Source organism: Variovorax sp. P4_B11, from assembly GCF_056402355.1.
This window is the reverse complement of the sequence record NZ_JBFUHO010000110.1, coordinates 1-12,312: the sequence shown is the minus strand read 5'-3', so window position 1 is coordinate 12,312 and position 12,312 is coordinate 1. Positions and strand designations below refer to the sequence as shown.

The window sequence follows — 12,312 nt, the reverse complement described above, 5'->3', positions numbered from 1 at the left end:
GGTGAAGGGCTTGCAGGTCTCGTTGTATTGGCTGACGAACGTGTTGATCTTGTTCGTCAGTTCCTTGACGCTTCTGAACGAGCCACGGCGGATGGCCTTGTCGGTGATGATCGCGAAGAATCGCTCGACCTGATTGAGCCAGCTTGAGTAGGTCGGCACGAAGTGCATGTGCCAACGAGGTCTCTGCGCGAGCCAGGCACGCACCTTCGGGTGCTTGTGGCTCGCATAGTTATCGGCGATGCAATGCACATCCAGTTCCTGCGGCACGGCCTTGTCGATCGCGCGCAGGAAGTCCAGGAACTCTTGATGCCGGTGTCTCGGGCGGCATTGGGCGAGCACCTGCCCACTCATCACGTTCAGCGCTGCAAACAGCGTCGTCGTTCCGTGCCGCACATAGTCGTGGGTAACGCCCTCGACGTAGCCCAATCCCATCGGCAGCATGGGCTGGGTGCGCTCCAGCGCCTGGCACTGGCTCTTTTCGTCCACGCACAGCACCAGCGCGTTCTCGGGTGGATTCAGATACAGACCGACCACGTCGCGCAGCTTCTCGATGAACAGCGGATCGGTCGACAGCTTGAAGCTCGTCACGCGATGAGGCTTGAGCTGGAAAGCCTGCAGGTAGCGCGCCACCGTGCTCTTGCTGATGCCCGTCTCCGCAGCGAGCCCGCGGGTGCTCCAGTGCATGGCACCGTCGGCAGGCTTCGTGTGCAAGGTCTTGTTGATCAGCTCGGCAATTTGTTCGTCGTCGACCGTGCGTGGCCGCCCCGGTCGCAACTCGTCATACAGGCCCGAGATGCGATCTCGCACATAGCGCCCGCGCCACCTGTTGACGGTATTGCGATCAATCCCCAGAGCATCGGCGACCTCTGTGCTGGCCTTGTCAGCGCCTTCACAGGCCAGCACGATGCGTGCGCGCAGCGCCAGTGCCGCAGGCAGTGATCGCGATCTGGCCATCGAGGTCAACTCAGCACGCTCTGCCTCGGTGAGGGTGACTATGGTGGTGCGGGTGTAGGCGTTGGGCATGCGGCATCTCCAAGGATGCCTTATCCCATGCAGTTTTTGTGCCTACGAATTAACGGGACAGGACACTAGCTGACGATGCGCACCGGCGCACCGGCGCACCGACGCTCCGAGCTACAACCCGAGGTGCCGGCCGACCGCGTGATGTCTTTCCTCGCGAGGTCGACCACATCGACATCGAGCCGCCAGCTATTCGAGAGCTGCCGTTGCGGCCTCTGGATACAGGTTGGGGAACAGGATATTGAGCGAAGACATCGGGAACCCGATGCTCAGTTCCGATCGGTGGCCATCGCTCTTCAGCAGCCCGTCGGCCAAGAAGCGCGACACGACCTTGCGACCTGTGCGCTCTTCAAGGCCGGTCATCCTGATGAAGTGGCCCCGCGAGACCGAACCCGTTGTTGCGACCGTCTGAAGCGGAAAGATGGCCTCTTCCCGGTACTCGGCGATTCCGTCCGTAACCCCGCGCACGAGCACGTAGGCGCGAATGCGATCCTTGAGCTTCGGAAGATCAAGCATGGTGGTCATGAACGTGACCTGGTCCTCGCACAATTCGATGAAATAGCGGCACCACTCCCAGAGCATCTTCTGGCTGAGGTTTCCACGGCCATCGAGATCACCCTGCCGCGCACTGTCCGCGTTGTCGAGCATTTCGTAGTAGACCTCGCGCTGGCGCGCCAGCGCCCGATTGGGGGACCAGAGGCCACCGCTGAGGGGGAACAGGGCGCAGTGGCTCTGCAACCGGACAGCACGCCCGTTCCCGTCCTCGAACGGATGAGTCCACGCCATGCGGTGGTGGGCGGACGCAATGGTGTAGAGAACCGCATCGACGCCCTTGAGCCGGCCATATCGCTCATCCATCCTCGCCAGGAACTGGGGCAGCGACTGCCAGGTCGGAGGTTGATGCCGGCCGACTGCGACGTCGTGCTTGCGAAGCTCCCCCGGCACAACGATGCGTCCATCGTCCGTGCGCCGGTCGTCTTCCGAAAGCCTTCCGTACAAGGCCGTGTGTGCCTTCAGAAGAAAATCGCTGCTGAGGGCCGCCGCCTCCGTCGACACGAGGTGCTCGAGTTCCTGTTCCGCTTCGATGTGCGCAACGGCCACCCGCTGGCGCAGGGCCACGTCGGGCTTTTCGGAAAAGTCGTGCCTGAGCGCGCGCTCGATGTTTGCCGGGTGCGTGCCCTGCCCCTCGATGCTGTTCGAGTAGTACGAGTTCATCGAGCGCACGATCGCCCGCAGGGCATCCCGTGCTTGAGGGCTTGCCGAGGCTCGCAGTTGCGCGGATTTCTCGAAGACGCGGCGGGTTGCTTCAATCAGCCCGTCCAAGTTCTGCGCCGGCAACAGCGGCTCGAACTGATGGGGCTGGTCATAGACCGCGATCGCCTTGGGTTTTTCTGACATGATTTCCGGTTGTGATTCCGTTATTTTCCATGAAAACTCTATGAATAACAACGGTTTATAGAAACTACGTCCAATCGATATTCCGGTTAAATTTCTGGTTGGCTTGCCGGCTCGATTGCCCTTTCAGACTCAACTGCGGGGAAGCGGTAGCTTCACGCGGCGTCGGTCAACAGCCGCCCAGCGTCTGCATTGCCGGGTGATCAGCCGCGGTGAATGTTGTTGCCGCTGTGACCGCAATCCGGGATCACGCCGGGTACATGGCCGTCGCGCCGCCCAAGCCGCAGTTCGATGCAACCCCCAAGCCGCTCGCGTGTGGGAGCACTTCCCGCTGTCCGAATTCGCGTTGCCGGTGCGTCCATTGGCCGCGCGCCGGCACGCAACAGCCTCCCCGTTCAGCGGCTTCGCTCACTCCGATCGGGACCCCGCGCATGGCGCTGTGCCTTCAGGCGTGCCAACAAGCCCTGTACCAAGCGCTCGCGGTCGGTGACAGCCGTCGGCAGTTTCTGCATGAAGCGCTCCACTTGACCCGCCAGATCGGCGAGCCCTTGGCGTCGCAGCGTCTCGGCCGTCGCTCCCCAACCATCCAGGACCTCGGATCGCGTCGCCAGCAGCTTGGCCTTGCCATCCTCCGAAACCATTCGACCTGCCTGCAGGTCTTTGCCAATACCCAGTAGCCGACGCCGCATGAAGCTGGAGTCCTGGGCCGGTCGACCACGAGCGAACCGATCCGTACTCACTGCCTGGGATGTCCGCAAGTCGCGAAGCCGATGATGGATCGGATCTTTCAGGCCCTTTCGGGTCCCCCGCAATTGGCGCGGAGTCGCGTTGGCCGCCACGCCCTCCTCCCGCATCAACGCCGCGAACTGCTCGCGCCACGAGCGCAGCGTGTCCTTGCGCACATACAGGCGCCGACCTGGCTCGAACTCGTGCTCGCACTTCACGACGAGATGCACATGCGGATGGGCCTGGTCCGTATGCAGAACCATGGCATACCGATACTGAAGCGCAAAGTTCTCGCGCGCGAAATGCCTTGCGGCCGCCAGGACCTTCCGCGGCGGTGTGCCAGCCGGCATCGACAGGATGATGTTGTGGACCAGCTTGGAGCGCACGTCCTTCTCGCCAACCTTCGGCTTCAGCCTGTGCTCGCTGCGGCACAGGTCGAGTTGCCAGTCCTCGACAAGTTGCTCGGCGGCGCCGCGGCCGCGAAATGCGACGCCCTCGTCGGTCTCGATGTCGAGCTTCCCATGGCGGTCGATGTACTTCAGGTGGGCTCGGGCGCCTCCTGTATCGCGCGCACCGCCGGACACCTTCACCATGACCTCGGGCGTGCGACTGACTGTTCGCTTGACCTGTTCGACTTGATCAACGCTCAGCGAAGCGGGTGCACTGGGTCCTCGTCGGCCGTAGCTGACGATGTCGAACTCCATCCCCGCAGTGCGAGGCAAGGTGACGATGTTCCTAGGCATGGCCGGCCTCCCAACTCTTGAGGTTCGCGCGGACAACATCGGCGACCGCCGCGCGAACGCTCTCGACGGCGCGCCCGACATCGACCAGCAGCTCCGCGTAATCCGCGGAGCACACGGATTGCTCCGGGGACCGGGAAGCCATTGCGCGAAGCTGGCGTCCCATGGATCCCAGAAGGCCAGCCGCACAGCGCAACTCACCCAGTTCCTGCGGCGGCATCACCGGCGTTCCGCGGACATGGGCTCGAACGAGCATCGACAAGTAGCTTGCGGTCTTCATCCGACGGCTTGCAGCGCGCGCATCAACGAGTGCCCGATCGCCCGGCCGCAAGCGAAGCGTCAGACGGTCGATGGCACAACCTTCATCTGCGATGGGAGACAGCGTCGCTCCAACGTCCTGTTCTGAGTTGTCGACGACCACTTGCTCGATGAGCAACGCGAGCAGCGCCGATTCGGTGAGTCCGCGACGTGCTGCAAGAGCAGCGAATCGAGCCCTTGTTTCGCTTGAGGTGCGGGTGCCGATAACGGCAGTTCGGTTCGCGCTGGCCATGGTGAACGATGGAACGTTAACAATGTCTGACGCCAGTCTATCCTGCCATCAAAGCCAAGCAAGGCCTCTACGTTCGGCATGTCGAACATCCGCCTCGCTGTCTCCCGCAGCTTCACGCCTTGGAAGCACTCAATGGGTGGATCTCCGATCGGTTCGGCATGCCGAACAACGATGGCCCGCCTGAACGCATTCGAACGTCCTCACGATGCTTGGACCGCCACACATCTCGCCACCAAAGGCGATGCAGGGGGTCGGTGTTCGGCACGCCGAACACCGTGTGCGTGTTCTGTCCGACAAGCCGAAGCGACGTCGTCGGTTACCGGGTGTTCGGCATGCCGAACATCGTCGACGACGAAACTTCATCGGATTGCGACATGCTTCACGAGTGCGTCTCGCGGCTTCGATTCGAAGCTGACGCCGCGGCGCCCGACGCCGATAAGCTGCGCCCATGACCACTGAGGACCATCCAAGACTTGCCGCCAGCGCAGCCGCCGCGGCGTGCCATGAACGGTCCTGCAAGGACCACACGCACTCGTCGCGATCCGCGTGATGGGCATCAGGCTGCGCCTCACGGGCCCCGACGGCCGCGACTATGTGCCCGGAGAACCCATCGAGGTGTTCGACGGCGTGGCCTTGATCGGACGTGTGCAGTCGGTCACGCTGAGTTCCGACGGAACCGAGGTGTGGGTCGAGAACTTCATGACCGTCGACTTCGAGGGTTTTCGGGCCGGCGCATTGCCAAGGCTCGTACTGGCCGAAGTGGTTAGTTTCATCGCCGAGCGTCATCCATCCGTCCACATGATCGGCATCGAGCTGAGCCGGGACGTTCCCGAATTCGAGGGACGGGAAGCGTCGCTCGCCAGGGCCCGGTCCGACATCCTGCAGAGCATCGGCGCGCGGGACATCCGGGTATCACCGAAGCCTCAGGGCGGAAGGATCGGCTGTCTGGCCGTGACGGCCATCTGGCACTACGACAGCGCCAGTGTGGCCGCCCTGGCCGCAGCGTTGCAGATGCAGCGCGCCGCCTACCAAGACGCCAGGCCCGCGATTCCATCGAAGCCGCAAAGCCGACTGGACCGACTGCTGCGCAGGAAGCCCTGAGCTGTGTCTGCGCCGAAGAGGCAACGTCGCGTTGCCTCGCTCGAACGCGCGAAAGTGGGCTCGCCGTTCGGCATGCCGAATGTCAGCAACGAGGGGCCCGCCAGCGGACGCCGACGGGCCGGCGAGAAGCAGGATCAACGCGCCCGACGTTGCCTCGCCCTTCCCTCGCGGGCACGATCGGCGCGTTCGAAGGCGACGCGCTGCTTGACCGCCGCGTAGTAGCACCAGGCCACATCGACAGTCTCCCGCGATCGCAGGCCTTTCGCACGAAGCTCGATCACGCCGCCCACGATCGTCACCATCACCGCACGAAGCCCACGCTCGCGCACCAACGCTGAAGTCTCCCGGGTGACCGGCTTGATGGATTTCGTGGCCATCACTCGCTCCAGCGGGCGACGAGACGACGGGCGATCTCGACGTGACGTTCGGCCTCCGTCAGGTGCTCGGCGATCTCGCGCAGGTCGGTGTTGGGCGCGTGCCGCTCGCGGGTCTGTTCGATGCCGAGCACGGCCAGTTGCAGCAGCTCTTCGCACTCGCGCGTTCGCCGGCACAGACAGTGTCCTTCGAATCGACTCAGCGGCGCGCGGGAGGCTGCTTCGGTGGCAGCTCCGGCCGTTTCAGGGGCGGGCTTGCGCGTTGCCATGGCGATGTCCGTCCGCGGTGTGGCCCGACGTACGCGCCGGTCCAGGGTGTGCAGGGTCATCGAGTGGCACGGGCGTGAGGTGCCTGAAGCTCCCGATGTGAGCGTCCGGCCGGAGGGCCGGCTGGAACCTGGTTTGAAAACCCGTGGGTCGGGTGGGCGCGCCGGTATCGGAATGAACCACGATGACGACGGCAGCCCCAGTGAGGCAGGCCACTGCGGCGGCCCACAGGGAGAATGAAGTCCGGATGTTCATGAAGGGCTCCTGGTAGAAAAGGGATGGAAGTCGCATGCCCCACGGAAGACACGAGGCCTCCGAACCGGGGCAGCGGCCAGAGGCGGATCACGCGTTGTCGGGGCCTTCGCCGGTCGCGGGTGCATGGACGATCCGCAGCGGACTCGGCAGCCAGCGTGTGCCTTCGAGCTGTCGGGCGCAGTAGGCGGTGAGTTCGGCCTTCTTCATCTTGGCGACGGTGTGGGTCGCATCGACACCGGTGGCCTCCTTGACGGCCTCGAGCGCTTTGGCCTTGCTGACACTGGACAGGTAGGTCGTCGGGGTCGGGAGCCACCAGTCGGCCATGTCGATGCCGAGGGCCTCGGCGATCGCATCGCTCTGGTCGCGGGACCGTTCACGCCCTGCCACGACATCGATGCTGCGCGCGGTGCAGTAGGCCAGCAGATCCAGCAGCGTCTCGCGCTCCTGCCCTAGCAACCAGCTGAACAACGCCTGCGGGTTCCCCGGCAGCCGGTCGCCCCACTCCGTCTCGGCTTGCCCGAGGATCGCGCCCGCAGGGGAGTTCTCATAGCCGGTGGCGTTCTGCGCAATGCTGTAGTCGCTGGTCGGGTGCACATTCACCTTCACCACATCGTTGCCCCGGCTGTACTGGCCGAAGACGGTCTCGGCCATCCGGTGCACCAGCGTGACGAGCGCCACCTGCGGATTCTGCGTCAGCGCGGCCTGAATGGCGGCGGTGCGATGGGCGGTCAGGTCGCGCATGAGCTTCTCGCTGAACTCGGGGCGCTTCTTGATGTTCTCAGACTTCTCGCCGTCGTCGCCTTCTTCCTCGTCGCCGCCCAAGCTGGAAGCGCCGGAAGCGCTTGAGCCCTTGCCCGTCCCGCCACCCTTGCCTGCCCTTCGGTCCTCGGGCCGGACCAGGCCACGATGAACGGTCACGCGTCCGGCGTGGTCGATGCGCAGCAAGGCACCGGTGCGCACCATCTGTTCAGGCGTCCACGCCTGCAAGGCCGCACGTGCGCTGTCGAGCTTGTCGTCCATTTCATCCAAGGCAGTGGACAGGCGCTGCTCCTGCGCCTCGTATTCGTCGGAATCGGGATCGCCTTCTTCTTCGTTCCTGTCATAGGCCTCGGCCAAACGATCGCGCTCGGCTTCCATCGCCTCGATGGCCTGCGCTTCCTCCGGCGTCGGCGCGCGCTCGGCCTGAGGCTCGCTCGCATAGCTGCGTAGCGCGAGGTTATCGCCCTCGGTGAGGCAGTCCACCCATCCCCAGCCCTCGGCGCGCACTTCCTCTGCCAGACCGCGCAGCTTCTCCATCGCGAGGGTCTGCAACAGCACAGAGTCGTCCAGATAGACGCTCCCTGCATCCTCGCCATCGGCAAAGAGGTCACGGCGCACCGCCCCGCCCCGGGCCTCGTAGGCGTCGATGCCCACGAAGCGGGCGAGCCGGCTGTCGCCCGCGCAGGACTGCTCGGTGAGCATGCGCCGGACCGTCCATGCATCGCGGTCATAGGCCGGCAGGCCATCCCAGACGGCTTCCTGTGCCGCGTGGTCCTCGGTCAGCGCCAGCGCCTGCAACTGGTCCGGCTCGATCTCGTCAGCGCGGTACATCGCGAGGAATCGGGGGGCGAGACGTGCGAGCTTCAGGCGACGCTCGACCGTCAGCACGCTCACCCCGAAGCGCCCCGCGACCTGCGCGACCGTGAGCCCTTCCTGCACGAGTTTGCGGAAGGCCTCCATCTCGTCGGCGGGATGCATGGCTTCGCGGCCCGAGTTCTCGGCCAGCGACACCTCGGCGGCGCGGGCGTCGTCATGGAGCTTGCACTCCACGGGCTGTGACGGGCTCCACTTGCCATCGGCAACAAGCTTGTGCATGGCGCGAAGGCGGCGACCTCCGGCCACCACCGCGAAGCACCCATCCGCCTGCGCGACCACCGCGAGCCGCTGCAGCAGTCCCTGCGACTCGATGAGGGCGGCAAGCTCGGCAATGCCGTCCTCGTTGAACACCCGGCGCACGTTGGCATCGCTGAGTACCAGCTTGTCCACCGGCACCAGCACGTCGCGGGCGGTCGGCTCGATCACCGCGACTTCGGTGATGATCTTCCTGGAAGCCTTCGGCTTGGTGGCCTTGCTCGGATGTGCAACCCCGTTGAGCTTGCGCGGCGTCTTGCCTCCGGCAGCGACCTGGGTAGCGGCAGCGGTATTGGCAACAGCAGTCATTTCCGTTTCCTTTGCAGTTGAAGTTGAAGAGATGCCGGGCTTCTAGATCTCGAGCCCTTCAATGAAGGGTTGGGGTTCGCATCGGCCTCGTGCCCGTTGCTGGCCGCCGTTCTCCTGAGTCTTTCGCCCGGTGAACGACAGCGACGGCGGTGACGGGGGAGCAAGGGGGAAGGTTTGTAAAGCGCAGCTTTATGAACACCCCCTTGCAGGCGAAGCCGGTCCCCCGGCCCCGCGGGCGCAGAGTCACCGGACAAGGCGAGAGACACAGGAGAACGGCAGCACCGCCCGAGGCCGACGCGATCCGCAACCGCCGCGCGGCGAGCGCCTCCACCTGCCGCAGGCAGGTCTGATCAGAGGAAGTTCAGGGGACGCAGTCCCCTGGCCCGCATCCCCTGCACCCGCGCCAGGGATGCGCAAGGCCGGCCCCCAGGCCGGTCCCCGCGAGGGGATGAGCGCGAAGGCGCGAACCTGGAGCAGCCCGACAGCGGCGAGAGCCGCTGGGGCGCCCGCATGACCGAGGTCAGCCCTCGGTACCGACGACTGGTGCACGGGCGCGACGTCATGAATCTGCACTCCCCCGCCCAGATGTGAACGGCGGTCAGGAACCGCGTCTATTCGGCGGTGAGGACGCGGTTTTGGTTTTAGATTGACTGAAGTTTCGAGTGCTGGTGTGCTCAATGCTTGAGGGGATTGAGTCTTGATGCCTGCCTGGGCGCCCGGAGGGCGGCCAGGCAGGCGCGGCGAGCCCGTTCGCGGCTGAAACGGGTGCAGCGGATGTCGATGGGGTGCTGAGCTTCGCAGGCTGGTGCCGTGCGGTCGTTGCGCGTCTGCCCTGTAGCGCATGCACGCCGTGGTCTGTACAACACACGACGTTGCCGAAGAAGGCGGGTACGGCAGCGGTCCCATCACGCCGGCAAGCTTGAAGACCGCGCCGCGCCCTACACCGTGCCGATAAAGGCGGTGCCACCACAGTGTGGCGCGCCGGGACGCGTCCGTCCAGCACCATTGGCAGCGCCTCGAGGTGCGAATGGAACGCGGCGCCCGACTGTTCCTGTGCGCGCGCTGTCGCGACCAGGTGCTGCTGTGCAGTCACTGCGATCGTGGCCAGCGCTATTGCAGCGAGGCGTGTTCACGCCAGGCCCGTGAGAGTGCGCAACGCGAGGCCGCACAACGCTACCAGCGCAGCCGCCGCGGCCGCATGGCCCACGCTGCACGGGCACGGCGGTGGCGCAGCCGCCACCGCGGCGACGCAAAAATGGTGACGCATCAGGGTTCCCGAGCGTGCCCCGCCGATGCTCCACTGGTCGCATGCATGGACATCACCACAGACAGCGCCGTCGCGCAGGCGCCCTGGAACGAGGAGGCCGACTCACGTACTGGCGTGACGCAAGCGGAGGCGGCGCTTGCTGGCGCACGTTGTCGGCGCTGCGAGCAGGTGCTGATGCCTTGGGTGTCGGCGCCGATTCAATATTGACCACCTGTGCCGACCGAACCTTGACCAGGGGTTGGAAGCCGACGTTTCGGTCGTCGGCTGTGCATAAGTCTAGTGCTCTCGCTGTTCGTTGACCTCCTCGATGCTGTGTGGATCGCGCGGGGGAAGCCGCGGAGGGCGTAGCCCGTAGCGGATTTCCCCGCGCGGCGCGACCTGTTCTCCCGTCAGTTGGCCGCCTCCGGCGGAGTCGGTGGATCGGCCTTGCGAGCCTGCTCGCGCGCCTTGATCCGCTTCTTGGCCACCGCGCTGCTGTGCAGGAACCGATGACTCTCGTTGCCCGTCTCCACGATGTGGCAGTGATGCGTGAGCCGGTCCAGCAAGGCCGTGGTCATCTTCGCGTCGCCGAACACGCTGGACCATTCGGCGAACGTCAGGTTGGTCGTGATCAGCACGCTCGTGTGCTCGTAGAGCTTGGAGAGCAGGTGGAACAGCAAGGCCCCTCCGGCTTGGCTAAAGGGCAGGTATCCCAGTTCGTCCAGGATCACGAGGTCCATGCGCAGCAAGCTGCTGGCAATGCGCCCAGCGCGCCCCTGGGCCTTCTCCTGCTCGAGGGCATTGACCAGGTCGACGGTCGAGTAGAACCTCACTCGCTTGCCATGTCGCGTGACGCCGGCCACGCCGATGGCCGTCGCCAGGTGCGTCTTCCCCGTGCCCGGTCCACCGACCAGAACTGCGTTGTGCGCCACCTCGGTGAACTCGCCTTCTGCCAACTGGTGAATGAGCTTGCGGTCCACTGGCGAGACATCGAAGTCGAAGCCTGCCAAGTCGCGATGCACCGGGAACTTCGCCGCATGCATCTGGTGGCTCACGGAGCGCATCGACCGGTCCGTGCTCTCCGCCTGCAGCAGGTGCTCGAGCAACCAACGCGAACTCTCGGTGTCCGCATTCGCGCCTTGCTCGACCAGATCGCCCCAGGCGCCGGCCATGCCGTGAAGGCGCAACTGTTTGAGTTCGACGACGAGGTCACGCATGGCGCACCTCCGGCACGATGTCGCCGGCTCGCAGGCTGTCGTAGCGCGCCGTGTCTGCCCTCGGCGGCTCCAGGATCYGCAGGGCCGTCTCGACGGTCGGCGGTATCGGCTTCGCATTCAAYCGCCCCAGCACGTTGACCACGTGCTCSACGCTGACCCGCCCGGACGGTGGCCCGCTCTCCAGGGCCAGYTCCACCGCCACCAGCACGGCCTCCAGGCCGGCCSCCGGCACGATGGCCAGAACCTGCGCCATCACGCGATCGCCGCCGGCTTGGCGCAGCAGGCCGTGACGCAACTGCTGCAGAGGTACTGGCAAGTCTGCGAACGGCGCGCCGTTGCGCAAGGCGCCGGGCTTCCTCTGAAGCAGCGGGATGTAGTGCTGCCAGTCGTAGCAGGTCTGGCCCTTGGCGCCCAGGCGCTCGTGGTTCGCTACTACCGCATCTTCGGCCACGACGACGATCCTGGCCGGATACAGCCGCGTGCTCACCATCTGACCGGCCAGCTCGCACGGCACCGAGTAGCGGTTGCGCGCCACCGACACCAGGCAGGTGCTGGAGACCCGTGCCGGCTTCTCCACGTAGCCGTCGAAGAGCTCGGGCACCGGCATCAGGTGAGGCCGCTCATGCTCCAGCATCTCCGCGACGCTGAACTGGTCGTGCTCGGGGTGGCGAACCTCCTCCCACAGCGCCCGGCATCTGGCACCGAGCCACGCATTGAGTTCGGTGAACGAGCCGAAGCGCCGTTTGCCGGCCTCGATCCAGATGCGCCGCCGGCTATCCTGCACGCTCTTCTCGACCACACCCTTCTCCCAGCCCGAGGCGACGTTGCAGAAGTCGGCATCGAACAGGTAGTGCGCGCACATGACCGCGAACCTCGCATTGACGACGCGGCCCTTGCCCTTCTTGACCTTGTCGACGGCGGTCTTCATGTTGTCGTAGTTTTGTGCCCAGGTGCGTTATGTGCCCAACCGGCCTGAGCAGTGCGCCGGCGATGGTGAGTCACCGGCCACCGGGCACAAAATTCTCACAGCGATTGCAGCCACTTCATCAGGTCTTGGTCTTGGCGCCATCCGACGCGAGTCCGGGATACCGCCGAAGTCGTCGGAGGAATGCATGCCGCAAGCGCGGCCTGCTTGGTTCGCATCGTGATCTCAGCGTAGCGATTGGTCGTCTCCAGACTGACATCGTGATCTCAGCGTAGCGATTGGTCGTCTCCAGACTGA

General features: G+C 65.1%; 12 protein-coding genes and 1 pseudogene. 4 read left to right on the top strand and 9 right to left on the bottom strand.

What is annotated here, in order from left to right; all coding sequences use genetic code 11:
* The 4 genes from AC1DYD_RS40125 to AC1DYD_RS40110 all read right to left on the bottom strand — a co-directional run.
* On the bottom strand, nt 1-1,023 hold a 1,023-nt coding region (locus AC1DYD_RS40125; RefSeq protein ID WP_478178286.1), incomplete at its 3' end, for an IS630 family transposase.
* A gap of 186 nt (nt 1,024-1,209) precedes the next feature.
* Nucleotides 1,210-2,418 (bottom strand): Fic family protein, encoded by a 1,209-nt coding sequence (locus AC1DYD_RS40120; protein ID WP_478178285.1) that lies wholly within the window; start codon nt 2,416-2,418, stop codon nt 1,210-1,212.
* A gap of 392 nt (nt 2,419-2,810) precedes the next feature.
* Nucleotides 2,811-3,884 (bottom strand): relaxase/mobilization nuclease domain-containing protein, encoded by a 1,074-nt coding sequence (locus tag AC1DYD_RS40115; RefSeq protein ID WP_478178284.1) that lies wholly within the window; start codon nt 3,882-3,884, stop codon nt 2,811-2,813.
* Nucleotides 3,877-4,431, bottom strand: coding sequence for a hypothetical protein (locus AC1DYD_RS40110; protein WP_478178283.1), 555 nt, complete (start codon nt 4,429-4,431; stop codon nt 3,877-3,879). The genes AC1DYD_RS40115 and AC1DYD_RS40110 overlap by 8 nt, the downstream gene beginning before the upstream one ends.
* Before the next feature lie 254 nt (nt 4,432-4,685).
* Here AC1DYD_RS40110 and AC1DYD_RS40105 point away from each other — a divergent pair, with 254 nt between their 5' ends.
* Both AC1DYD_RS40105 and AC1DYD_RS40100 read left to right on the top strand, forming a co-directional pair.
* Nucleotides 4,686-4,883 (top strand): hypothetical protein, encoded by a 198-nt coding sequence (locus AC1DYD_RS40105; protein WP_478178282.1) that lies wholly within the window; start codon nt 4,686-4,688, stop codon nt 4,881-4,883.
* 94 nt (nt 4,884-4,977) lie between these two features.
* A complete protein-coding gene (locus AC1DYD_RS40100) occupies nt 4,978-5,532 on the top strand; it encodes a hypothetical protein (protein WP_478178281.1) in 555 nt (184 codons plus the stop codon).
* 134 nt (nt 5,533-5,666) lie between these two features.
* Here the strand turns inward: AC1DYD_RS40100 and AC1DYD_RS40095 are convergent, their stop codons facing one another.
* The 3 genes from AC1DYD_RS40095 to AC1DYD_RS40085 all read right to left on the bottom strand — a co-directional run bounded on the left by AC1DYD_RS40095 (nt 5,667) and on the right by AC1DYD_RS40085 (nt 8,489).
* The gene (locus tag AC1DYD_RS40095) at nt 5,667-5,909 is read right to left on the bottom strand and encodes a hypothetical protein (RefSeq protein WP_478178280.1); all 243 of its coding nucleotides are present in this window, start codon (nt 5,907-5,909) and stop codon (nt 5,667-5,669) included.
* The gene (locus AC1DYD_RS40090; RefSeq protein WP_478178279.1) at nt 5,909-6,175 is read right to left on the bottom strand and encodes a hypothetical protein; all 267 of its coding nucleotides are present in this window, start codon (nt 6,173-6,175) and stop codon (nt 5,909-5,911) included. The genes AC1DYD_RS40095 and AC1DYD_RS40090 overlap by 1 nt, the downstream gene beginning before the upstream one ends.
* Before the next feature lie 340 nt (nt 6,176-6,515).
* On the bottom strand, nt 6,516-8,489 hold the full coding sequence (locus AC1DYD_RS40085) for a ParB/RepB/Spo0J family partition protein (RefSeq protein ID WP_478178278.1): 1,974 nt from the start codon (nt 8,487-8,489) through the stop codon (nt 6,516-6,518).
* Nucleotides 8,490-8,502: 13 nt separating this feature from the next.
* Between AC1DYD_RS40085 and AC1DYD_RS40080 the strand changes: the two genes are divergently transcribed.
* Nucleotides 8,503-8,673 carry a hypothetical protein gene (locus tag AC1DYD_RS40080; RefSeq protein WP_478178277.1) on the top strand — a complete coding sequence of 57 codons (171 nt, stop codon included), beginning with the start codon at nt 8,503-8,505 and terminating at the stop codon, nt 8,671-8,673.
* A gap of 981 nt (nt 8,674-9,654) precedes the next feature.
* Nucleotides 9,655-10,101, top strand: coding sequence for a hypothetical protein (locus AC1DYD_RS40075; protein WP_478178276.1), 447 nt, complete (start codon nt 9,655-9,657; stop codon nt 10,099-10,101).
* A 182-nt stretch (nt 10,102-10,283) separates the two neighbouring features.
* Here the strand turns inward: AC1DYD_RS40075 and istB are convergent, their stop codons facing one another.
* Both istB and AC1DYD_RS40065 read right to left on the bottom strand, forming a co-directional pair.
* A complete protein-coding gene (gene istB, locus AC1DYD_RS40070; protein ID WP_478178275.1) occupies nt 10,284-11,090 on the bottom strand; it encodes an IS21-like element helper ATPase IstB in 807 nt (268 codons plus the stop codon).
* Nucleotides 11,083-12,027 (bottom strand): annotated as a pseudogene (locus AC1DYD_RS40065) (Mu transposase domain-containing protein); the annotation flags it as partial. The pseudogene AC1DYD_RS40065 and the gene istB, both read right to left, overlap by 8 nt.
* Nucleotides 12,028-12,312 lie beyond the last annotated feature (285 nt).

Excerpts from the sequence above, each read along its gene's own strand:
- AC1DYD_RS40095 (WP_478178280.1), bottom strand. The coding sequence starts at position 5,909 with ATGGCCACGAAATCCATCAAGCCGGTCACCCGGGAGACTTCAGCGTTG.
- AC1DYD_RS40075 (WP_478178276.1), top strand. The coding sequence starts at position 9,655 with ATGGAACGCGGCGCCCGACTGTTCCTGTGCGCGCGCTGTCGCGACCAG.
- istB (WP_478178275.1), bottom strand. The coding sequence starts at position 11,090 with ATGCGTGACCTCGTCGTCGAACTCAAACAGTTGCGCCTTCACGGCATG.
- AC1DYD_RS40090 (WP_478178279.1), bottom strand. The coding sequence starts at position 6,175 with ATGGCAACGCGCAAGCCCGCCCCTGAAACGGCCGGAGCTGCCACCGAA.
- AC1DYD_RS40110 (WP_478178283.1), bottom strand. The coding sequence starts at position 4,431 with ATGGCCAGCGCGAACCGAACTGCCGTTATCGGCACCCGCACCTCAAGC.
- AC1DYD_RS40120 (WP_478178285.1), bottom strand. The coding sequence starts at position 2,418 with ATGTCAGAAAAACCCAAGGCGATCGCGGTCTATGACCAGCCCCATCAG.
- AC1DYD_RS40080 (WP_478178277.1), top strand. The coding sequence starts at position 8,503 with ATGATCTTCCTGGAAGCCTTCGGCTTGGTGGCCTTGCTCGGATGTGCA.
- AC1DYD_RS40115 (WP_478178284.1), bottom strand. The coding sequence starts at position 3,884 with ATGCCTAGGAACATCGTCACCTTGCCTCGCACTGCGGGGATGGAGTTC.